This window comes from Saccharothrix hoggarensis, assembly GCF_042678885.1.
Lineage (GTDB): Bacteria > Actinomycetota > Actinomycetes > Mycobacteriales > Pseudonocardiaceae > Actinosynnema > Actinosynnema hoggarensis.
The window spans coordinates 18,061-39,742 of record NZ_JBHTLK010000040.1 but is presented as its reverse complement, the minus strand read 5'-3'; the positions used below and the strand labels follow the sequence as shown (position 1 = coordinate 39,742).

General features: G+C 73.7%; 17 protein-coding genes and 1 pseudogene. 9 read left to right on the top strand and 9 right to left on the bottom strand.

Annotated elements, in window-relative coordinates:
- The 7 genes and pseudogenes from ACFQ3T_RS10785 to ACFQ3T_RS10755 form a co-directional block, all read left to right on the top strand.
- A pseudogene (locus tag ACFQ3T_RS10785) lies at nucleotides 1-187 on the top strand (hypothetical protein); the annotation flags it as partial.
- Complete coding sequence (locus ACFQ3T_RS10780) at nucleotides 184-2,037, top strand: DUF6807 family protein (protein WP_380722895.1); 1,854 nt, start codon at nucleotides 184-186, stop codon at nucleotides 2,035-2,037. The pseudogene ACFQ3T_RS10785 and the gene ACFQ3T_RS10780, both read left to right, overlap by 4 nt.
- Before the next feature lie 83 nt (nucleotides 2,038-2,120).
- On the top strand, nucleotides 2,121-2,441 hold the full coding sequence (locus tag ACFQ3T_RS10775) for an L-rhamnose mutarotase (protein ID WP_053722290.1): 321 nt from the start codon (nucleotides 2,121-2,123) through the stop codon (nucleotides 2,439-2,441).
- Nucleotides 2,442-2,459: 18 nt separating this feature from the next.
- On the top strand, nucleotides 2,460-3,644 hold the full coding sequence (gene rhaI / locus ACFQ3T_RS10770; protein WP_380722893.1) for an L-rhamnose isomerase: 1,185 nt from the start codon (nucleotides 2,460-2,462) through the stop codon (nucleotides 3,642-3,644).
- A complete protein-coding gene (locus ACFQ3T_RS10765) occupies nucleotides 3,632-5,665 on the top strand; it encodes a bifunctional aldolase/short-chain dehydrogenase (RefSeq protein WP_380722891.1) in 2,034 nt (677 codons plus the stop codon). The genes rhaI and ACFQ3T_RS10765 overlap by 13 nt, the downstream gene beginning before the upstream one ends.
- Nucleotides 5,666-5,831: 166 nt before the next feature.
- Nucleotides 5,832-6,869: a LacI family DNA-binding transcriptional regulator gene (locus tag ACFQ3T_RS10760; protein ID WP_380722889.1), complete on the top strand. Its 1,038-nt coding sequence runs from the start codon at nucleotides 5,832-5,834 to the stop codon at nucleotides 6,867-6,869.
- Between the two features lie 225 nt (nucleotides 6,870-7,094).
- Nucleotides 7,095-7,232 carry a hypothetical protein gene (locus ACFQ3T_RS10755; protein ID WP_380722887.1) on the top strand — a complete coding sequence of 46 codons (138 nt, stop codon included), beginning with the start codon at nucleotides 7,095-7,097 and terminating at the stop codon, nucleotides 7,230-7,232.
- An 8-nt stretch (nucleotides 7,233-7,240) separates the two neighbouring features.
- Here the strand turns inward: ACFQ3T_RS10755 and ACFQ3T_RS10750 are convergent, their stop codons facing one another.
- The 9 genes from ACFQ3T_RS10750 to ACFQ3T_RS10710 all read right to left on the bottom strand — a co-directional run bounded on the left by ACFQ3T_RS10750 (nucleotide 7,241) and on the right by ACFQ3T_RS10710 (nucleotide 19,457).
- Entirely contained in the window at nucleotides 7,241-8,611 is a 1,371-nt protein-coding gene (locus tag ACFQ3T_RS10750) for a DJ-1/PfpI family protein (RefSeq protein WP_380722886.1), read from the bottom strand.
- A gap of 5 nt (nucleotides 8,612-8,616) precedes the next feature.
- Nucleotides 8,617-9,048, bottom strand: coding sequence for a hypothetical protein (locus ACFQ3T_RS10745; RefSeq protein ID WP_380722884.1), 432 nt, complete (start codon nucleotides 9,046-9,048; stop codon nucleotides 8,617-8,619).
- A 131-nt stretch (nucleotides 9,049-9,179) separates the two neighbouring features.
- A complete protein-coding gene (locus ACFQ3T_RS10740; RefSeq protein ID WP_380722882.1) occupies nucleotides 9,180-9,830 on the bottom strand; it encodes a response regulator in 651 nt (216 codons plus the stop codon).
- Nucleotides 9,827-11,011, bottom strand: a complete 1,185-nt coding sequence (locus ACFQ3T_RS10735) for a sensor histidine kinase (protein ID WP_380722881.1) — start codon at nucleotides 11,009-11,011, stop codon at nucleotides 9,827-9,829. Before ACFQ3T_RS10735 ends, ACFQ3T_RS10740 begins: the two co-directional genes overlap by 4 nt.
- Nucleotides 11,012-11,056: 45 nt before the next feature.
- Complete coding sequence (gene surE, locus ACFQ3T_RS10730) at nucleotides 11,057-11,806, bottom strand: 5'/3'-nucleotidase SurE (RefSeq protein ID WP_380722879.1); 750 nt, start codon at nucleotides 11,804-11,806, stop codon at nucleotides 11,057-11,059.
- A complete protein-coding gene (locus tag ACFQ3T_RS10725) occupies nucleotides 11,803-12,723 on the bottom strand; it encodes a PfkB family carbohydrate kinase (protein WP_380722877.1) in 921 nt (306 codons plus the stop codon). The genes surE and ACFQ3T_RS10725 overlap by 4 nt, the downstream gene beginning before the upstream one ends.
- Nucleotides 12,724-12,797: 74 nt before the next feature.
- Complete coding sequence (locus ACFQ3T_RS10720) at nucleotides 12,798-14,069, bottom strand: M1 family metallopeptidase (RefSeq protein WP_380722903.1); 1,272 nt, start codon at nucleotides 14,067-14,069, stop codon at nucleotides 12,798-12,800.
- Nucleotides 14,066-17,935, bottom strand: a complete 3,870-nt coding sequence (locus tag ACFQ3T_RS10715; RefSeq protein ID WP_447009931.1) for a Pls/PosA family non-ribosomal peptide synthetase — start codon at nucleotides 17,933-17,935, stop codon at nucleotides 14,066-14,068. The genes ACFQ3T_RS10720 and ACFQ3T_RS10715 overlap by 4 nt, the downstream gene beginning before the upstream one ends.
- Nucleotides 17,936-18,410: 475 nt before the next feature.
- Nucleotides 18,411-19,457 carry an LLM class flavin-dependent oxidoreductase gene (locus ACFQ3T_RS10710; protein ID WP_380722899.1) on the bottom strand — a complete coding sequence of 349 codons (1,047 nt, stop codon included), beginning with the start codon at nucleotides 19,455-19,457 and terminating at the stop codon, nucleotides 18,411-18,413.
- Nucleotides 19,458-19,543: 86 nt separating this feature from the next.
- Between ACFQ3T_RS10710 and ACFQ3T_RS10705 the strand changes: the two genes are divergently transcribed.
- A complete protein-coding gene (locus ACFQ3T_RS10705; protein WP_380722875.1) occupies nucleotides 19,544-20,017 on the top strand; it encodes a MarR family winged helix-turn-helix transcriptional regulator in 474 nt (157 codons plus the stop codon).
- A 403-nt stretch (nucleotides 20,018-20,420) separates the two neighbouring features.
- Nucleotides 20,421-21,665, top strand: a complete 1,245-nt coding sequence (locus ACFQ3T_RS10700; protein WP_380722873.1) for a cytochrome P450 family protein — start codon at nucleotides 20,421-20,423, stop codon at nucleotides 21,663-21,665.
- The last annotated feature ends 17 nt before the right edge of the window (nucleotides 21,666-21,682 follow it).

Genomic DNA, 21,682 nt, shown 5'->3' with positions numbered 1-21,682 from the left:
CGCCCGGTGGCGTCCGGGCGACCGGTGGGCCGCGCTGCTCGCCGAGCCGTCCCGCGACTGGGCCGGGTACGCCTACCTGGTCGTCGCGCTGGCCGTGGCCGTGCTGGTGCTCGGCCAGGCGCCCGCGTTCGTGGTCGTCGTGCCCGGCCTGCTGGTGTTCGCCGCGGTCGCGGTGGAGCGCCGGTGACGCCCCGGGTGGTGCTCGCCGGCGCCGCCGGGTACGGGCGCCTGTACCTGCGGGAGATCGCCGCGCTGGAAGCCGAGGGGCTGGTGCGGCTGGCCGGCGTGTGCGAGGTCAACCCGCTCGACGCCGAGGCGCGGCGGCTCGTCGGTGACCGTCCCGTGGACGCGGACCTGACGCGCCTGATGGGTGACCTCGGCCTCGGCGAGGGCGACATCGGCATCGTCTCCACGCCCCTGCACACGCACGTGCCGCTGGCCCACCACGTCCTCGACGCCGGCGCGCACCTCGTGCTGGAGAAACCGCCCACGCCCACGCTGGCCGACTGGCACGACCTCGTCGACCGGTCCGCCGGCCGGCTCGTGCAGATCGGGTTCCAGAGCCTCGGCTCCCACGCCGTGCACCGGCTCGCCGATCTCATGCGAACCGGCGCGCTCGGCGAGATCCGCGGCATCGGCGTGCGCGGCACGTGGTCGCGCGACGACGCCTACTACACCCGCGCGCCGTGGGCCGGCCGCCGCACGCTCGACGGCGCCCCGGTCGTCGACGGCGCCCTCACCAACCCGTTCGCGCACGGCATCGCGACCGCGTTGGCGCTCGACGGCAGCACCGGCGTGGACGACGTCGAGGACATCGAGCTGGAGCTGCTGCGCTCCCGCGACATCGAGGCCGACGACACGTCCTGCCTGCGGCTGCGCACCCGCAACGGCACCGTCGTCGTGGTCGCGGTGACGCTGTGCGCCGAGGTCGTGCGGGAACCCGTGCTCGTCGTGCACGGCAGCCGCGCCCGCGCCGAGCTGCACTACACCCGGCACCGGCTGGTCCTCGACGGCATCGACGAGCGGTACCGGCACGACACCCCGCTGCGGAACCTGCTCGACCACCTCCGCGACCCGGCCGTGCCGCTGCACGCGCCGCTGGCCGGCGCCGGGGCGTTCATGCGGGTGCTGGAGGCCGTGCGCACCGCGCCCGACCCCGTGCCGATCGACCCGGCGTGGCTGCGCCGCAACGGCAACCGGGTCGACGTGGACGGCGTCGACCACGTGGTCACCAAGGCGTCCGAGCACCTGCGCACGTTCGCCGAGCTGGACGTGCCGTGGTCGCCCCTGGCCGGCGTGGCCCGGTACGGCTGGGACACCGCGCGGCTGCCGCTGGTCGTGCCGCGGCCCGCGCTGCACCCGGTCCGCACGCTCGGCGGCGTCGTGGTGACCGGCGAGCACCCCGAGGACCACCCGTGGCACCGCGGCATCGGCCTCGCCCTGCCCGACGTCAACGGGGTCAACCTGTGGGGCGGCCGGAACTACGTGCCAGGGGAGGGGTACGTGCCGGGGGAGCTGGGCCGGGTCCGCGAGTCCGGACCGGACGAGCTGGCGTGGTGCGACTCGGCCGGCGCGGTGCTGCTGCGGGAACGCCGGCGCGTCCGCCGCCGGGTCGTGACCGACGGCTGGGAGCTGGAGTGGACCAGCGTGCTGACCGCCGAGCGGGACGTCGTGCTGCACAGCCCCGGCAGCAAGGGCCGGGCCGGCGCGGGCTACGGCGGCTGGTTCTGGCGGCTGCCCGACCTCGACCCCGCCTACGTGCGGGTGTTCAGCCCCAACGGGGTGGGGGAGGAGGAGGTCAACGGGCGGACCGCGCCGTGGCTCGCGGTGGTCGTGGGAGACCCGGAGAGAGCGCCGGGCAAGGGCACGTGGACCGCCGTGGTGTCCGGGCCCACCGACCCGTGGTTCGTGCGCGTGGGGCAGTACCAGGGCATCGGCTCGGCCCTCGCGTGGGACGCGCCCGTCGTGCTGGAGCCCGGCGGCGAGCGGGAGGTCACCGTCCGGGTGGCCTTCTACGACGGCGTGCGGCCACCGTGAGCCGGTCGACTCGTCCAGACCATTGACAACCCTTGTGGCGCAACAATAGCGTCCTTGTGAAACGTTTCATTCCGGAGGTTGGCGTGCGACGTGTCTGCTTCCTGCTGCGGGTCCGCCCGGAGCGGCTGGAGGAGTACCGGGAGCGGCACCGCGAGGTGTGGCCGGAGATGCGGGAGGCGTTGCGCGAGACCGGGTGGGGCAACTACAGCCTCTTCCTGGCCGACGACGGGCTGCTCGTCGGCTACCTGGAGACCCCGGACTGGGACGCCGCCCAGCGCGGTATGCGCGACCGCGAGGTGAACGACCGGTGGCAGGCCGAGATGGCCGAGTTCTTCACCGCGCTGGACGGCAGGCAGCCCGACGAGGCCATGAGGCCGCTGACCGAGGTCTTCCACCTCGACTGAGCAGTGAAGGAGTCCGAAGTGGACGACAGTACGGCATCACCCGGCACGAGCGAGCCGAGAGGAGCCCTGGCAGGTCAGCGGATCGAGCTGCCGTCGTGGGCGTTCGGCAACTCCGGCACCAGGTTCAAGGTGTTCGCCCAGCGCGGTGTGCCGCGCACGCCGCACGAGAAGGTCGCCGACGCGGCCACCGTGCACCGGTTCACCGGCGTGGCGCCCTCGGTGGCCCTGCACATCCCGTGGGACCGGGTGTCGGACTACGCCGAGCTGGCCAAGTTCGCCGCCGACCTCGGCGTGTCGATCGGCACCATCAACGCCAACGTCTTCCAGGACGACGCGTACGTCCTCGGCAGCGTGTGCTCGCCCGACCCGGCGGTGCGCCGCAAGGCCGTCGACCACCTGCTCCAGTGCGTCGACATCATGGACGCCACCGGGTCGCGCGACCTGAAGCTGTGGTTCGCCGACGGCACCAACTACCCGGGCCAGGACGACATCCGGGCCCGCCAGGACCGGCTCGCCGAGGCGCTGGACGAGACCTACCGGCGGCTCGGCGACCACCAGCGCATCCTGCTGGAGTACAAGCTGTTCGAGCCCGCGTTCTACACCACCGACGTGCCCGACTGGGGCACCGCGTACGCCCACTGCCTCACCCTGGGCGACCGGGCGCAGGTCGTCGTCGACACCGGGCACCACGCGCCGGGCACCAACATCGAGTTCATCGTCGCCGTGCTGCTGCGCGCGGACAAGCTCGGCGGGTTCGACTTCAACTCCCGCTTCTACGCCGACGACGACCTCATGGTCGGCGCGGCCGACCCGTTCCAGCTGTTCCGGATCATGTTCGAGGTCGTGCGCGGCGGCGCGCTCGCCCCCGAGTCCGGGGTGGCCTTCATGCTCGACCAGTGCCACAACATCGAGCCGAAGATCCCCGCCCAGATCCGGTCGGTGATGAACGTGCAGGAGGCCACGGCCAAGGCGCTGCTGGTCGACCGGGACGCGCTCGCGGCGGCGCAGCGGGCCGGTGACGTGCTCGGCGCGAACGCCGTGCTGATGGACGCGTACAACACCGACGTGCGGCCGCTCGTGGCGTCCGTGCGGGAGGACATGGGACTCGACCCCGACCCGATCGCGGCCTACGCCCGGTCCGGTTACGGCGAGCGGATCGTGGCGGAGCGGGTCGGCGGCGAGCAGGCGGGATGGGGCGCGTGAACGAGCGGGTGCGGGAACTGCTGGCGCGGTCGCACGAACTGGGCGCGGACCCGGCGACCACGAACTACGCGGGCGGCAACACGTCGGCCAAGGGCACGGAGACCGACCCGGTCACCGGCGCGCCCGTCGACCTGCTGTGGGTCAAGGGCTCCGGCGGCGACCTCGGCACGCTGACCGAGCGCGGCCTGGCCGTGCTGCGGCTGGACCGGCTGCGCGCCCTCGTCGACGTGTACCCCGGCGTGGACCGCGAGGACGAGATGGTCGCCGCGTTCGACTACTGCCTGCACGGCAAGGGCGGCGCGGCGCCGTCCATCGACACCGCCATGCACGGCCTGGTCGACGCCGCGCACGTCGACCACCTGCACCCCGACGCGGGCATCGCGCTCGCGGCGGCGGCCGATGGCGAGGCGCTGACCAAGGAGGTGTTCGGCGACCGGGTGCTGTGGGTGCCGTGGCGTCGCCCCGGCTTCCAGCTCGGCCTCGACATCGCCGCGATCGCGCGCGAGAACCCCCAGGCCATCGGCGTGGTCCTCGGCGGTCACGGCATCACCGCGTGGGGCGCGACCTCCGCCCAGTGCCAGGAGCGGTCCCAGGAGATCATCCGGCGCGCCACCGAGTTCCTCGCCGCGCGCGGCAGGCCCGACCCGTTCGGCGCGAAGCTGCACGACCCGCTGCCCCCGGCCGAGCGGCGCGCCCGCGCGGCCGCCCTCGCGCCGCTCCTGCGCGGCCTCGCCTCCACCGACCGGCCCCAGGTCGGCCACTTCACCGACACCGACGTCGTGCTGGACTTCCTCGCCCACGCCGAGCACCCGCGGCTCGCCGCGCTCGGCACGTCCTGCCCGGACCACTTCCTGCGCACCAAGGTCCGGCCGCTCGTCCTCGACCTGCCGCCGACCGCGCCGCTGGACGACGTGACGGCACGGCTGCGCGAACTGCACGAGTCCTACCGGGACGAGTACCGCGCCTACTACGAGCGGCACGCCACACCGGACTCGCCGCCGATGCGCGGCGCGGACCCGGCGATCGTCCTGGTGCCCGGCGTCGGCATGTTCTCCTACGGCAAGGACAAGCAGACCGCCCGCGTCGCCGGCGAGTTCTACGTCAACGCGATCAACGTCATGCGCGGCGCCGAGTCCGTGTCCCGGTACGCGCCCATCGACGAGGCCGAGAAGTTCCGCATCGAGTACTGGGCGCTGGAAGAGGCGAAGCTCCAGCGGATGCCCGCCCCCAAGCCGCTCGCCACGCGCGTCGCGCTGGTCACCGGCGCCGGGTCGGGGATCGGCCGGGCCATCGCGCTCCGGCTGGCCGCCGAGGGCGCCTGTGTCGCCGTGGCCGACGTCAACGCGGACGCGGCGCGCGCCGTGGCGGACGAGCTCGGCGCGGACACGGCGGTGGCCGTGGTCGTGGACGTGACCGACGAGGACGCCGTCACGGCGGCGGTCGGCGAGGCGTGCCTCGCGTTCGGCGGCGTCGACCTGGTCGTCAACAACGCCGGCCTGTCGATCTCGAAGCCGCTGCTGGAGACGTCCACCCGCGACTGGGACCTCCAGCACGACGTGATGGCCCGCGGGTCGTTCCTCGTCGCGAAGGCCGCGGCCAAGGTCATGGTCGAGCAGGGGATGGGCGGCGACCTCGTCTACATCGCCTCCAAGAACGCCGTCTTCGCCGGACCGAACAACGTCGCCTACGGCGCGGCGAAGGCCGACCAGGCGCACCAGGTCCGGCTGCTGGCCGCGGAACTCGGCGAGCACGGCATCCGCGTCAACGGCGTCAACCCCGACGGCGTGGTCCGCGGGTCCGGCATCTTCGCGGGCGGCTGGGGCGCGCGACGCGCCGCCGTGTACGGCGTGCCGGAGGACGAGCTGGGCGCGTTCTACGCTCAGCGCACGCTGCTCAAGCGAGAGGTCCTGCCCGAGCACGTGGCCAACGCGGTGTTCGCGTTGACGGCGGGCGAGCTGTCCCACACCACCGGGGCCCACATCCCCGTGGACGCGGGCGTCGCGGCCGCGTTCCTCCGGTGACGGGCACGGGCCGGCGGTGATCCACACCGGCACCGGGGGTGAAACGATTTAACGCAGGACTGGACGGGTAGGATCACGACAGGTCGATCCGGCGCCGGCAGCGGTGCCGGTCGATAGGCTCGACCTTTCGACACCTCAAAGTCCTTCAGTCCGCCGAGGAGGCGCGGTGGGGTCACCGGTGAGCATCCGCGACGTGGCGACGCGCGCGAAGGTGTCCGTCGGCACGGTCTCCAACGTCCTGAACCGGCCCGAGGTCGTCGCACCGGCGACCCGGGACCGGGTCATGGGCGCGATCGAGGAGCTCGGGTTCGTCCGCAACGACGCCGCCCGCCAACTGCGCTCCGGCACACCGCGCGCCATCGGCCTCGTCGTGCTCGACGTCGGCAACCCGTTCTTCACCGACGTCGCGCGCGGCGTGGAGGACACCGCCAGCGAGGCCGGGCACGCCGTCATCCTGTGCAACAGCGACGAGTCGGCGCAGCGCGAGGCCCGGCACGTCGAGCTGCTGGCCGAGCAGCGCGTGCACGGCGTGCTGATCACGCCGGTCGACACGGACCTGGCCGCCGTCCACCGGCTGCGCGAGCGCGGCATGTCCGTCGTGCTGCTCGACCACCCCACGACCGACCCCGACCTGTGCGCCGTGGCCGTGGACGACCGCGCGGGCGGCGAACTGGCCGTCACCCACCTGCTCGCCGAGGGCTACGAGCGGATCGTGATGGTCAACGGGCCGTCGCGCATCCACCAGGCGCGCCAGCGGCACGAGGGCGCCGTGGACGCGGTCCGCAAGGCGGGCCGCGACGCGGGCGTGCTGGAGGAGCTGAAGGTGCCGGCGCTGAACGTGGCGTCCGGGCAGCGCGCGGCCGAGCAGCTGCTGGCCCGGTCCACCCGGCCGGACGCGGTGTTCTGCGCCAACGACCTCCTGGCGCTCGGCGTGCTCCAGGTGCTGGTGCGGGCCGGCGTGCGGGTGCCGGAGGAGATCGCGATCGTCGGCTACGACGACATCGACTTCGCCGCGGCGGCCGCCGTGCCGCTGACGTCGGTGCGCCAGCCGCGCCAGCTGATCGGCCGGACGGCCGCGGAGCTGGTGATCGAGGAGACCATGGCGCCCGCGGAGCACGAGCACCGGCACGTGCTGTTCGCGCCGGAGCTGGTGGTGCGCGAGTCGAGCAGGCGGGTGCAGCGGGCGCGTCGCCGGTCGCGCTGAGGGCGTGGCCCTGGACCGGGTCAGGCAGGCGTTGGACTTCCAGGGCTGCCATGTCGAGAGCGGCACGGCTTGTAGCCGGACCGCCACTTGCGCGGTGGTCGCGTCGGCCGTTCAGGTGATGAAAGCCGGCGGCCCGCTGCGCTCCGCAGCGGACCACCGGCTTGGGCGGGGTGTGAAACCACCCGGAAGTGGGTACCTGTTCGCCGATTGAGGGGAGTTCACACCATGGCGAAGCACCGACTGGGCCAGTCCGAAGGCCGGCAGTGGGGTGGTCCCGACCTGGTCACGGGCGCCGAGGACGCGTTGGGCCGGTCCGACGCCGAGCACCCCGAGCCCGCCACCGAGCGCGCCGAGGACGACTGAACCGGTGATCACGCCGGCACCGGTTCACGCCGCACCGCTCCGGGCAGGTCCGGCGCGGCGCGCCCGCGCGCGGACCGGGTGAGGCGGGCCGCCCCGAGGGCGGCGAGCACGTCCAGCGCGGCGAGCGCGAACGGCCGGAGGGTGACCGCCCACGGCCAGTCCGGCCCGACGAGGTCCAGGTGGCCGGTCGGGTACTCCAGCACCTTCGCGGTCCACGTCGCCGTGGCCACGTCGGTGGTGCGGGCCAGGTCGCGCAGCACGCCGTCGAACGGGAACCCGGGCCGTTCGTGCAGGTAGACCGGGGTGAGGTCGGCGTACGCGTCGGCCGCGCGCAGGTCCGCGGCCCGCGCTCCCGGCACGACCAGCCGGTCGAGGCCCGCGGTCGCGGGGTCGGCCCTGGGCACGAACGTCAGCCCGTGCCGCGACCGCACCGCCGGTCCGCCCACGGCGACCGTGCGGACGGCCAACGACTGGCCGTAGGTGTCGAAGGCCGAGGCCAGTTCGATCTCCCCGACCCCTTCGGTCAGCAAGACCCCCGTGGTGTCGCGGTCCCAGCCGAACGCGCTGTTCACCGGCGTGACGGCGTCCGCGGGGGAGAGGCCGGCCTCCGGCATCGAGGCGGGCGTCCCGGGCCGGTAGTGCGGCCAGCCGGTGACGTCCGCCGCCCGTGCCGCCGCGTCCCGTCCGACGAGCCGTTCTACGACGCGCAGCGTGCCGTCGACGCCGGACAGGATGCCGCCGGTGGTGATGACGTCGCCGTCGTCCACGTACCGGGTGCCGCGCGCCCACCGGACGGCCGGGTAGCGGTCCTCGTAGCCACCGAGCCGCAGCCAGTGCGACGTGGCGTCACGCCCGTCGAGCAGCCCGGCCGACGCGAGCACCCCCGCGCCGCTGCACACCCCCAGCAGCAGCGACCCGCCGTCCGCCTGCCGCCGCAGCCAGTCGGTGACCGGCTTCGACGTCGGCTCGCCGTGATCGGGCAGCGCGGGCACGATCACGGCGTCCGGCGCCGCGCCGCCCAGCAGCCGGTCGAGGTCGGCGAACGTCAGGTCCGGCACCAGGTCGAGCCCGCCCGTGAGCGGCACCGGCCGGCCACTCGGCGCGACCGCGTACACGTTGAACGCGCCGGTCGCGGCCAGCACCTCGTACGGCGCGAGGGCGTCGGACACGACCGCGCCGCGATCACCCACCACGACCACGGCGGTCGGTCTGCCGGCGACGTGCGCCACGGGCCGCGGTGACGGGGCCGCGCCGTCGGTGCGCGGCGGGTTCAGGTCGAGCGCGGCGGCGACGGTCGGCGCGCCGAACGCGACGGGCAGGGCGAGGGCGGCGAGCACGAAGACGAGAGCGGTCCCGGTGATCCGGGTGGCGGCGCGCACGGCGGTCAGCAGCCGTACTCGTGGCGGCGGCGCAGCATCGCGCCGAGCATGGCCGGGACCATCAGCACGTGACCGGCGGTCATCAGCGCCATCTCGGACAGCAGCCCCGTCCAGTGGAACGGCAGCAGGACCAGGAACGGCACGTACATCGCCGCGGACATCTCGGCGATGCCCGCCCAGCCATGCCGGCGGACCCGCATCCACACCGCCATGCCCAGCGACATGGTGGTGGCCATCACCAGGACGTGCGCGGTCGTCACGTCGGCCAGGCCTGGCCACGCGAACGACCAGACCGGCTCCAGCAGGACCATGCCGGCCACCATGGCGACGACCATCTCCACGGCGTGCCGGGTGAAGCGCCACGCCGAACGGCCCCGCGGCGCGTCGGCGGCGTCGTGGCGGTGGGGAGTGCTGGTGGTCGTCTGGTCGGATGTCATGACGGCTCCTCCGGGTCGTTCTTCGCGGTGCACCAGAGATGGTCGGCCGTCGGGGGAGCGGGGTCAGGTGCCGAAGGTCATGCGTCAGGTCATGTTCCGGGCATGACCCGACCCACGACGTCCGGGACGGGTCAGCAGAGGCCGAGTTCGCGGGCCCGCAGCGCCGCCTGCGTGCGGTCGCGCACCTGCAGCTTGGCCAGCACGCTCGTCACCAGGTTCTTCACCGTGCCCTCGGCGAGGAACAGGCGGGCGGCGATCTCGCGGTTGCTGTGGCCCGCGGCGAGCAGCCGGACCACGTCCAGTTCGCGTTCCGACAGCGGCGACGACGGCGGCGGGGCATCGTCGTGCGGGAGGCGGGCCACCCGTGCCACGAGCTTCGCCGCGACGGACGGCTGCAACACCGACTCGCCGCGCCGCGCCGCGACCAGCGCCTCCACCAGCCGCGCCGACGACACGTCCTTGAGCAGGTAGCCGACCGCGCCGGCCCGCAGCGCCGCGAACACGCCCGCGTCGTCGTCGAACGTCGTCAGCGCAAGCACCCGCACCTCCGGGTGCGCCACCCGCAGCCGGTCGGTGGCCGCGATGCCGTCCATGACCGGCATCCGCAGGTCCATCAGCACCACGTCGGGCCGCAGCTCGGCGCACCGCCGCACGGCCTCAGCGCCGTCACCGGCCTCGCCGACGACCTCGATCTCCGGCTGCACCTCCATCAGCGTCGCCAGCGCCTCCCGGAACAGCGCCTGGTCGTCCACGATCAGGACCCGGACGGCGGAGTCGGTCACCCCGGCACCTCCACGGTCAGCGTCACACCCCGCCCGGCGGCGGAGTCGACCCGCACCCGCCCGCCGAGGCCGTTCACCCGTTCCCGCAACCCCACCAACCCGAACCCGCCACGTCCGACCACCGCGCCGTCCCTGCTCGCCGTGTCGTCCCCGCCCGCCGCACCGCTCCCGTCCGCGCCGTCCCCGGCCGTGAGCAGCGCGTGGTCCTCGGGCAGGCCGTGACCGTCGTCGCGGACCTCCAGCCGGACCACGTCGGCGTCGGAGTAGTCGAGCACCACGGCCGCGGCCGACGCGTCGGCGTGCTTGCGGATGTTCGTCAAACCCTCCTGGGCGGCCCGGAACAGCGACTCCTCGACGTCGACCGGCACCTCCCGGGCGTCGCCGAGGACGTCCAGCGCGGTCGGCACACCGGCCTCCGACGCCTCGCCCGCCAACGCCCGCACCGCGTTGACCAGCGGCGCGGTGCGCGGCTCCCGCAGCGCGGCGACCGAGCGGCGCACCTCCGCCAACGCCTGCTTCGACTGGTCCTGCGCCTTGGCGAGCATCGAGTCGAGCCGGTCCTCGTCGGCGGTGCGGATCACCGCCCGCGCGGCCTGCAGGAGCATCTGCACGACGGTCAGGTGGTGGCCCAGCCCGTCGTGGATGTCGCGGGCCAGCCGGTTGCGCTCCTGCGTGGTCGCCCACCGCTCGGCCTGCGCGGCGTACTCGCGCAGCCGCTCGTTCGCGTCGGCCAGCTCCGCGCGGGCCCGCTGCTCCCGCACCAGCAACTCCGTCACCACGACCGTGAACGCGGTGACGGCCAGCGTGCCGAGCCCTTCCCGCAGCCCGGCGGGCCAGTCCATCCGAACGTGGATCAGCGGGATGGCCGCCGCCACCGCCGCCGCGCCCGCCAACGGCAGCAGCAGCACGCTCTGCGACACCAGCACCACCAGCAGCAGCACGGCCCCGATCGCCGCGCCCGACAGCGCGAACAGGACGAAACCCAACGGCAGCTGCACGCACACGTACGCCACCGCGAACGCCCGACCGCGCCGCTGCACGTAGGGGAACCCGACAACCGCCAACGCGGCGTACCCGAGCCCCACCAGCAACGTCGACGCCAGGTGCTGCTCGTAGCTCGCCGAGCCGAGCGGCAGCGTCGCGTACGCGACGACCGTCAGGATGCTCAGCGCCCACTGCACCCGACCACTGTGCTCGACCCCGAACACCGTGGTCAAACCGCGGGATCAGGGCAGGTCGAGCACCACGTCGGGGTCCTCCGCCACGGACCGCAGGGGAGTGACGGTCGGGTGCCCGGCGGCCAGCAGCGCCGCGTCGCTGCCCGGCGGCAGCTCGCCCTCCACCAGGACGGAGGTGAGCCCGATCGACCCGTCGTCGGTGTGCTTCACCCGGCTCCGCACCGCGCCGAAGTCGGCGAGACCCGCCCGCCGCGGCTCGCCGGGATCGGCCAGGTTCGGCACGTTCAGGTTCAGCACCGTGCCCGCGGGCAGCTCCGCGAGCCGGCCGAACAGCCCCGACGCCACCGCGACCGCCGCGTCCCAGTGGTGGTGGACGTCCAGGTCCAGCCCCACGTCGAGCGACACCGCCATCGCCCGCGCCCCGTTGATGGCGGCCGTCAGCGCCGCGCCCACCGTGCCCGAGTGCAGCACGGCCCGGCCCACGTTCGCGCCCCGGTTCACCCCCGACAGCACGACGTCCGGCGGATCGCCGAACGCCCCCTGCGACGCCACCAGCGCGATCAGACCGGGGTGCGCCGACACCGCGTACCCCGGCACGTCACCCAGGCCTGGCAGCTCCCGGCGCTCCACCACGACCCGGCGCTCGTCCTCCGCGGCGGTCAGCCCCGCGCTGGTGCCGCTGGACTCGCGGGCGGGCGCGGCGACCACCGTGTCCCAGCCGTGTCCCACCGCGCTCTCCGCGAGCGCGGCCAGCCCCGGCGAGTCGATCCCGTCGTCATTGGTGATGAGCACCCTCATGCGTCCTCCCACGGCCGCAACCGCACCCGGTCGACCAGCTCGCGCACCACGTCACCGCCGCCGCTGCCCAACCCGTGCCGGGTCACGTTCACCGCGCCCGCCGCCGCCCCCAGCCGCAACGAGTCCTCGATCGACTTCCCCAGCGCCAACCCGGCGGCCAACCCGGCCGTCATCGAGTCACCGCCGCCGTGCGTGTCCACCGGGCTCAACGACGGCACCTCCACCAGGTGGAACGAACCGTCGATCAACGCCAGCGTCTCCTCCGCCGCCCGGGACACGACCACCGCCCGCGCACCCGACCCGGCGACCTCGCGACAGCCCTTGGCGAGGTCGGTCAGCTCGTCCGACGCCGCCAGCCCGTCCGACACCATCTCCTCGTGGCTCACCTTCACCACCGTGGGACCGCCCGCCAGCGCGGCGGCCAGCCGCGCGCCCGACAGGTCCACCACCACCTGGCAGTCGTTGCCCGTGAGGTCCCTGGTGAGCCGCTCGTACACCGAGTCGGGCACCGGCTCGTCCTCCTCGGCCGGCCCGCTCAGCACCGCCACCCCCGCGTTCAACGCCTCCACCAGCGTGAGCTGGTACAGGTCGTCCAGCTCGTGCCGCGACAGGTGGTCCGCCGGCATCCGCACCACCTCGTCACGCCCGCCGTCACGCCGGTCGTGGACGTACGCGCCGTTGCGCGCCGCCACGTCCCGCGCCTTCAGCTCCACCCCGATCAGCGTCCGCAGCACCTGTCCCGTCTCACCGCCGAGCGCCGCGCACAACACCACCTCGGCGCCCAGCGACTCGATCATGCGCGACTGCCACACGCCCTGCCCGCCGGCGTGGACGTGGATGTCCGGCGCGCCGTCCAATTCCTCGATGGTCACCGTCAGCTGAGGAGACGGCGCGAACACCGCCACTCGACCCGTCATGACGGACAGTTACCCGTTCCGCCCGGAACGAACCGCGCCACCGGCCACCGCACCCCGCGTCCCGCCCTCCGAGGTCACCGCGCCGGCAGGCGCGCTTCCCCCAGCCACGCTTGGAAGAACGGCTCCAACGGCTCGCCGGCGCGCCGCTGGGCGAGCGCCACGAAATCACCGGTCGTCGCCGTGGCGTGCCGGTACGCGCCCGTCCACTCCCGCAGCGTCGCGAAGAACGCCACATCACCCAACCGCGAGCGCAGCTCGTGCAACGTCACCGCGCCCCGCTGGTACACGCGGTCGTCGAACAGGTTCGCCACACCCGGATCGCCGATCCGCACGTCCTGCGGCAACCGGGCCAACCGGGCCCGCGCCCGGTCCGCGAGCACCGCCGCCACCGGACCACCCGACCACTCCGACCACAACCACTCCGCGTAACACGCGAAACCCTCGTTCAACCAGATGTCCCGCCAGTCGGCCAACCCGACGCTGTTGCCGAACCACTGGTGCGCCAACTCGTGCGCCACCAGCCGCTCGTGCCCCCGCCGACCGTCCACGTGGTTCGCGCCGAACACCGACATGCCCTGCGCCTCGACCGGCACCTCGAGCTCGTCGTCCGTCACCACGACCTGGTAAGCCGCGAACGGGTACGGCCCGAAGAGCTCCTCGAACACCGCCATCATCCGCGGCTGCCGCCCGAAGTCGTGCCCCACCGCCCGCAGCAGCCGCGCCGGCGCCGCCACCTCCCGGCCATCCGCCAACACCACCCGCCCGTACCGGCCCACCTGCACCGACGCCAGGTACGCCGCCATCGGCTCCACCTGCTCGTACACCCACGTCGTCGTGCCGCCGGCCACGCGCCGGTCCACCACCACCCCGTTCGCCACCACCACGTACGCCGACGGTGCCGTCACCGAGATCCGGTACGACGCCTTGTCCCGCACCAGGTCGTTGCACGGGAACCACGACGGCGCCCCCACCGGCTGACTCGCCACCAGCGCGCCGTCCGCCAACCGGTCCCACCCCAGATCACCCCAGTGCCGCGTCCGCACCGGCCGCGCCACCCCCGAGTAGCGCACCTCCACCACGCACTCGCCGTCCACCGGCCGCGCCGGCCGCACCCGCAGCTTCCCGCCGCCGTGCACGTGCCGCGCCGGCCGGCCGTCCACCAGCACCCGGCCCACCGTCAACGTCCCGAAGTCCAGCACCAGCCGCGACGCCGGCCCCGACGTGACCACGCGCAACACCGCCCGACCCGCCAACCGGCCCGTGTGCGGCCGGTAGTCCAGGTCGAGGTCGTAGTGCGCGACCCGGTAACCCCCGTCACCGTGACCGGCCAGGTAGCGGCCCGTCATCGCCAGGCGGAGATCGGGTTCCCCAGCCACCGCGTGCCCGCCGGCACGTCCTCGCCGCCCATCACCAACGACGCCGGACCCACCGTCGCGTGCGCACCCACCGACGCGCCCGGCAGCACGATCCCGTGCGGACCGAGCGTCGCGCCCGCCGCCAACTCCACCTCGCCCATGCGCAGGATCCGATCATGGAACAGGTGCGTCTGCACCACGCACCCCCGGTTCACCGTCGCACCGTCATCCAACCGCACCAGGTCCGCCTCCGGGAACCAGTGCGACTCGATCCACGTGCCACGCCCGATCCGCGCCCCCAACGACCGCAGCCACACCGCCACCACCGGCGACCCGCCCGCCGACCCCACCAGCCACGGCACCGCCAACACCTCCACGAACGTGTCCGCCAGCTCGTTGCGCCACACGAACCCGCTCCACAACGGGTGCTCCCGCGCCCGGAACCGGCCCACCAGCAGCCACTTCGCCGCCGCCGACACCGCGCACGCCACCACACCCGCCGCCAGCAGCACCGGCCCGCCCAGCCACGGCCCGACCTCCGCCAGCGCGAACAGCACCACCACGACCAGCGCCACGTGGCACATCACCGGCACCACCCGGCACAACTCCACCAACGCCCGCGCCACCACCAACCGCCGCGGCGGGTCGAACGTCCGGCTCTGATCACCCCGCTCCACCGCGCGCGGCAACCGCATCGGCGGCATCCCCAGGTACGAGCTGCCCGCCTTGGCGCGCTTCGGCGCCGCCGACAACACACCCACCAGACCCCGGTTCGGCACCGAACGGCCCGGCGCCGTCATCCCCGAGTTCCCCAGGAACGCCCTCTTCCCGACCCGCGCCGCCGCGATCCGCAGCCAACCGCCGCCCAACTCGTACGACGCGACCATCGTGTCGTCCGCCAGGAACGCCCCGTCACCGATCGTCGTCATCTTCGGCAGCGCCACCACCGTCGACGCCTCCACCCGCCGACCGACGCGCATCCCCAACGCCCGCAACCACACCGGCGTCAACAAGCTCGCGTACAGCGGGAACAACACCACCCGCGCCGTGTTCACCAACCGCTCGGTCGTCCACGCCTGCCACGCGACCCGGCTGTGCACCGGGTACGTGCCCGCCCGCAACCCGATCCCCAGCAACCGCACCGACACCAGCACCAGCACGGCGTACCCGACCAGCCACGCCACCGTCGCCACCGGCACCGCGAGCAACGCCGAACCCAACGTCACCGGCTCCCGCACCACCAGCAGCACCGCGGGCGTCGCCGCCGCCACCGGCAACAACCCCAACGCCGACGTCGTCACCGCGTACACGAGCTTCCACCACCACGACCGCGGCGGACGCGGACCCGGCCGACCCGCCTTCCCCGACCGCGTCGCCGGCACACCGGCCCACCGCTGCCCCGTCGGCACCGACCCCGTCACACCCGACCCGGGCGCCACCTCCGCCCGCTTCCCGACCCGAGCACCCGGGAACAACGTGCTCCGCGCGCCCACCACCGCGCCCGCGCCGACCCGCACCCGGCCCACGTGCAACCGGTCACCGTCCACCCAGTGCCCCGACAGGTCCACCTCGGGCTCGACCGCGCACCCACGCCCCAACTTCAGCAAACCCGTCACCGGCGGAGCCGAGTGCAAGTCCACGTCCGGCCCGATCCGCGCCCCCAACGCCCGCGCGTAGTGCGTCAACCACGACCCGGCCAGGTTCGTCGCCCCGCTGAACTCCGCCAACCGCTCCGCCGTCCACAACCGCAGGTGCACCCCACCACCACGGCGATACGTCCCCGGACGCAGACCCCGCAGCAGCAGCCGCGCGCCACCCGCCGCGATCACCACCTTGCCCGGCGGGCTGACGAACACCAGCCACCCCGCCGCCACCCACCACCACGACACCGGCCCCGCGAACCCCAGCACGTTCCCCACCGCCGCCAGCGCCACCGACCACCGCGCGCCCACCAGCCCCAGCAACGGCACGAGCAGCACCACCTGCGCCACACCCGTCCACCGCGACGTCGGCACGACCTCCCGCGCCACGGCGCCGTGCCCGCTCAGCTCGTCCAGCCGCGCCGCCAACGCCCGCAACGTCGGGTGCTGGTAGATGTCGTGCACCGACCCGCTCGGGTAGCGCGTGCGGATCGTCGACACCAGCCGCGCCGCCGCCAGGCTCCCGCCGCCGTTGGCGAAGAAGTCCGCCTCCGGCCCCGCCACCCGCGACCCCAGCAGCTCCGCCCACTGCTCCGCCAGCCACGCCTCCGTCGCCGTCAGGCCCCCGACCGGCACGTCCGCGTCCAACGACGGCAACGGCCACGGCAACGCCGCCCGGTCCACCTTGCCCGACGTGCGCGTCGGCAACGTCCCCACCACCGCCAACAACGGCACCAACGCCGCCGGCAACGCCGACCGCAACCGCGCCGTCGCCTCGTCCCGGTCGAACCCGCCCGCGGCTTCCCGTCCCCCTTGCCCGGCGGCCTCGCCGTCCACGACGACGTACCCGACCAGCACCTGGTTACCGCCCTTGGTGGTGCGCACCGCGGCCGCCGCACCCACCACCGACGGCAACGCCTGCAACGCCGCGTCCACCTCACCGAGCTCGATCCGCCGCCCGCCCAGCTTCACCTGCTCGTCCGCGCGGCCGAGGAACACCAGACCCTCGGGCTCCGCGCGCACCAGGTCACCGCTCCGGTACGCCCGATCCCAGCCCAACGCGGGCAACGGCGCGAACTTCTCCGCGTCCTTCACCGGATCGAGGTAGCGAGCCAGACCCACGCCACCGATCACCAGCTCACCCGAACCACCCATCGGCACCAGCGCGCCCGCCGCGTCCACCACGGCCAACTCCCAGCCGTCCAACGGCAACCCGATGCGCACCGGACCGTCACCGGTCAACCGCGCCGCGCACGCCACCACCGTCGCCTCGGTCGGGCCGTACGTGTTCCACACCTCACGCCCGTCCACCGCCAGCCGTTCCGCCAACTCCGGCGGGCAAGCCTCACCGCCGAAGATCAGCAATCGCACGTCGTCCAACGCGTCCACCGGCCACAGCGCGGCCAACGTCGGCACGGTCGACACGACCGTCACCTCGCGCTCGACCAACCACGGCCCCAGGTCCACGCCCGTCCGCACCAACGCGCGCGGAGCCGGCACCAGGCACGCGCCGTGCCGCCAGGCCAGCCACATCTCCTCGCAGGACGCGTCGAACGCCACCGACAGACCCGCCAGCACCCGGTCGTCCGGGCCGATCGGGTCGTCGGGCAGGAACAGGCGCGCCTCGGCGTCCACGAACGCGGCGGCGGCCCGGTGCGAGACCGCCACGCCCTTCGGCCTGCCCGTCGAACCGGACGTGAAGATGATCCACGCGTCGTCGTCCGGGCCCGGCGCCCCACCCAACCCCATCGGCGTGCCGCGCACGTCGAGCGCCGCGCCACCGTTCCACTCCGCCCCGATCACCGCGCACACGCCGGCTTCGGCGAACACCAACTCGGCCCGCTCGTCGGGATCGTCGGCGTCCACCGGCACGTACGCCGCACCGGAGGAGAGAACCGACAACACCGCGAGGTACAGGTCCAGCGTGCCGGACGGGACGCGCACGCCGACCCGGTCGCCAACCCCCACCCCGGCCGCCGCGAGCACCGCGCTCCGCGCCGCCACCTCGTCCAGCAATTCCCGGTACGTCAAGGAAGTCGTGCCGTCGTCGAGCGCGGGGGAGTGGGGATGACGGCGGGCCGTCGCGGTGAGCACGTCGACCAACGTGCGCTCGTCCGCGGCCGGCGCGGCGCTGAAGAACCCCACCGTCTCGGGGTTCGCGTGGCCAGGCGCGGCCGACGTGCCGCTGTCGTGATCCGTGAAGTGGGCGATGGTCACCGGCGAGCACCGGTCGAAAGCAGACGCACTGTGTAACCCTCCGAGGCGTGAGACCGCTGCTCCGCACCCGGTCGGGACCGGCCAAGCAGCCAAGGCGACCGCAACCACGAACCGCCGACGTGCGACTTTACCGCCATTTCACGCCTCAGTCGCGCTGTCCGCAGCGCGAGTGGGTGGCGTCACACGCCGTGACCATCATGTGGACGCCCAAGTTGTCCACAACCCGCCCGCGCCGGCCCCGCGGGAGCCGCACTCACCGCTACCCTCGCCCCGGATCCCTTCCTGTCGCCCGAACGCCAAGGGAGACAACAACTTCCAGGCACGACGCCAAGATCACCCAATCGAGCGTAGTGAGCCCCAGCAGCCCATGAATGGTCACCCCAGGGGAAGTTTTCGGCCCACCACAACGTTGCTGGGAAAGAAGGAGGCGGCGGCGAGGCCCCAGCGCCCACGCATCCCAGAATCCCGTGCCCACCTATGAGGGAGTGGGCGCGGGAAGCTCCTTCTGCACCAGGGGAAGGATCTCGGTGCCCAGCAACTCGATGGCGTCCATCACGAGGTGGTGAGGCACACCGGACCAGTCCATCTGGAGGGCGTAGCGGTCGGCGTTGACCAGGCGTCCCACCGAGATCAGGCGTTCGGCCACTTCCTGCGGGCTGCCGGCGAAGATGGACCGCGCGCCGTCCGTCCAGTCGTCGTAGTCTGCGCGCGACGGCACGGACCAGCCCCGTGCCCGCGCGCCGTACTTCATGGTCTCCAGCCAGTACGGGTAGAACGCGTTCTTGGCGTCCTGCGAGCGGCGGGCCACCAGGCCGATCGCGCTCATGGTCACGTGAAGGTCCCGCGCGTCCTGCCCGCCGGCCTCGCCTGCCCGCCGGTAGAGGTCGACGAGGGGTGCGAAGCGCTCGGGCTCGCCCCCGATGATCGCGTACACGACCGGCAGGCCGAGGAGACCCGCGCGGATCGAGGACTCGGGGTTGCCGCCGGTGCCGACGGAGATGCGCAGCCGCTCGCCGTAAGGCCGCGGGTAGACGTGGGCGTCGCGCAGCGGCGCGCGGAACTTCCCGGACCACGTGATCGGGTCCTCGCGGTCGAGTTGGAGCAGCAGCGCCAACTTCTCCTCGTACAGCTCGTCGTAGTCCTCGAGGCTCGCCCCGAACAGCGGGAACGACTCGGTGAACGAGCCACGCCCGGCCAGCAGCTCGGCACGTCCCCGGCTGAGCTGGTCGAGGGTGGTGAACTGCTGGTACACCCGCACCGGGTCCTCGGTGCTGAGCACGGTCACCGCGCTGCTCAACGTGATCCGCGACGTGACGCTCGCCGCGGCGGCGAGGACCGTGCCGGGGTTCGAGATCGCGTAATCGGCGAGGTGGTGCTCGCCCAGGCCGTAGAACCCCAGGCCCAGCTCGTCGGCGAGCTTGATCCGCTCGACCGTCTGCGCCAACCGGTCGGCGACGGAGACCTGCTCACCGGTCAGCGGGTCACGGTGGCGGTCGCCGAAGCTGTAGACGCCGAGCTGCATTCCGCGAAGCCGCGTAGCACTTGTGGACACGTCAACAACCTAGCGCGACGATTGATGACACGTCAACATCTTGCTAGCTTGGTCGCATGGACGCACCCCGATGGCTGGACGAGCGCGAGGCGCGGGTGTGGCAGGCCTACCTCGCGGTGAACCGCGAACTGCACAACGCCCTCGAACGCCAACTCGTCCGCGACTCGGGCCTTTCCAACGCCGACTACGCCCTCCTCGCCCCCCTCTCGGAAGCACCGGACGGACTGGTCCGCTCACGCGACCTCGGCGCGCTGGTCGGCTGGGAGCGCAGCAGGCTGTCCCACCAGATCGGCCGCATGGAGAAGCGCGGGCTCGTCACCCGCGAAGAGTGCCCGGAAGACGCCCGCGGCTCGATGGTGCGACTCACGGCCGCCGGACGTGCCGCGATCGAGTCCGCCGCGCCGGCCCACGTCGACACCGTCCGCCGCTATGTCTTCGACGCCCTCACGGACGATGAGGTCGACGTCCTCGACCACGTCTTCCACCGGATCCTGGCCCGCGTCGACGGCGACGGCGACGGACGGCCCTAGCCGAACCGACGGCCCAAGCCGGACGGCGGCCCTAGCCGGAGGGCGGGGGGCGGCTGCAAGGGGGCGCGTGCGTGGTACGGCCCCCTCCCGACCCCCCACCCCCGGTGGCCGGGCGGCGGCCAACCCGCCTGACCCGCCCGGTGAGGTGTTCGGCCGTCGGGGTGCCGAACACCTCACCCAGGTTCGCGCACGGCCCAGCCCGCCCGCATCAGCAACCATCCGTATCCACCTCCGTATACGGACCGGCCGGCGACGTCCACCTGTCTCCGTACACCGCCGCCGTGAATACGGACCGAGGTGGATGCGCGCGGTGTGGTGGTCCCACCAGAGTGGGCGCTCCCAACCCGGACCCGGCCACCACCCCGGGCCGCACCACCACCCCCGGACCCCACCAGGAGACGACGTGCAGCTGACCACGGGCTTCGTCCCGGACCGACAGGCCCTCGTCGGCGGCCCGCTGCGCGGCTGGGACCACCACGCGCACGAGGACGCGCTGGCCCGCTCGGGCCCGGTCCACACCGCCGAACTGCCCAACGGCCTGGAGGTGCTGGTCACCACCCTGGGCCTGGACGCCACCCGCTCCCTGCTCAACGACAGCCGCCTGAGCAAGGACGCCGCCGGTCTCCGCGCCGCGATGCAGGACCAGCTGGCGCGCAAGGGCCGGCCGACGGACCTGTCCCGCATCATCGGCCCGTCGATGCTCAACACCGACCCGCCGCACCACCGCAAGCTGCGCGCCCTCGTCTCGCAGGCGTTCACGTCACGCCGCGTCGAAGCGCTGCGCCCGGCGGTGGAGAGGACCGCCGCCGAGATGGTCGCGGCCCTGCCCGCGGACGCGGACCTCATCGCCGGCCTGGCGTTCCCGCTGCCGCTGGCCGTGATCTGCGACCTCCTGGGCGTCCCGGTGGAGGACCGCGAGCGGCTGCACGAGTGGACCTCGGCGATGATGACCGAACGCCCGGAGCTGGTGGTGCCCGCGTCGGACGCCATGGTCGGCTACCTCGCCGGACTGATCGAGTACAAGCGCGACCAGCCGGACGACGCCCTGCTCAGCGGCCTCGTCCAAGCCCAGGTCGACGGTGACCGGCTGACGCCCGAGGAGCTGCTGACGACCGCGATCCTGCTCATCGTGGCGGGCCACGAGACGACGACCGGCCTCATCGGCAACGCGGCCGTCGCCCTGCTCGCCACCCCCGGAGCGTGGACGGCGCTGAACACGGACACGGTCGGCGCCGCGATCGAGGAGACGGCCCGCTGGGACTCGCCGGTCCGGGTGACGCCCCACTACCGCGCCGTGGCCGACATCGACCTGCCCGGCGGCGGCGCCATCCCGGAGGGCGCCGTGGTGATGATCAGCCTCGGCACGGCGGGCCGCGACCAGGAGGTGCACGGCCCGACGGCCGACTGGTTCGACCCGACCCGCGCCCCGGCGTCCGGCAACGCGGCACTGGGCCACGCGACGTTCGGCCACGGCGTCCACTACTGCCTCGGGCACCACCTCGCCCGCATCGAGGCCCGCGCCGCGCTCATGGCGCTTCGCGAGCGCTACCCGAACGCCCGCCTCGCGGTCGACCCGGCGGACCTGGAGCGGGGCGACAAGGTCGTGACCAACACCTTCGCCACGGTCCCCGCACGGCTCGAACCCTGACGACAAAGGCCACGCCG

Coding starts and splice junctions, on each gene's coding strand:
- ACFQ3T_RS10710 (WP_380722899.1), bottom strand. CDS start 19,457: ATGCAGCTCGGCGTCTACAGCTTCGGCGACCGCCACCGTGACCCGCTG.
- ACFQ3T_RS10765 (WP_380722891.1), top strand. CDS start 3,632: ATGGGGCGCGTGAACGAGCGGGTGCGGGAACTGCTGGCGCGGTCGCAC.
- surE (WP_380722879.1), bottom strand. CDS start 11,806: ATGAGGGTGCTCATCACCAATGACGACGGGATCGACTCGCCGGGGCTG.
- ACFQ3T_RS10725 (WP_380722877.1), bottom strand. CDS start 12,723: ATGACGGGTCGAGTGGCGGTGTTCGCGCCGTCTCCTCAGCTGACGGTG.
- ACFQ3T_RS10755 (WP_380722887.1), top strand. CDS start 7,095: ATGGCGAAGCACCGACTGGGCCAGTCCGAAGGCCGGCAGTGGGGTGGT.
- ACFQ3T_RS10705 (WP_380722875.1), top strand. CDS start 19,544: ATGGACGCACCCCGATGGCTGGACGAGCGCGAGGCGCGGGTGTGGCAG.
- ACFQ3T_RS10720 (WP_380722903.1), bottom strand. CDS start 14,069: ATGACGGGCCGCTACCTGGCCGGTCACGGTGACGGGGGTTACCGGGTC.
- ACFQ3T_RS10745 (WP_380722884.1), bottom strand. CDS start 9,048: ATGACATCCGACCAGACGACCACCAGCACTCCCCACCGCCACGACGCC.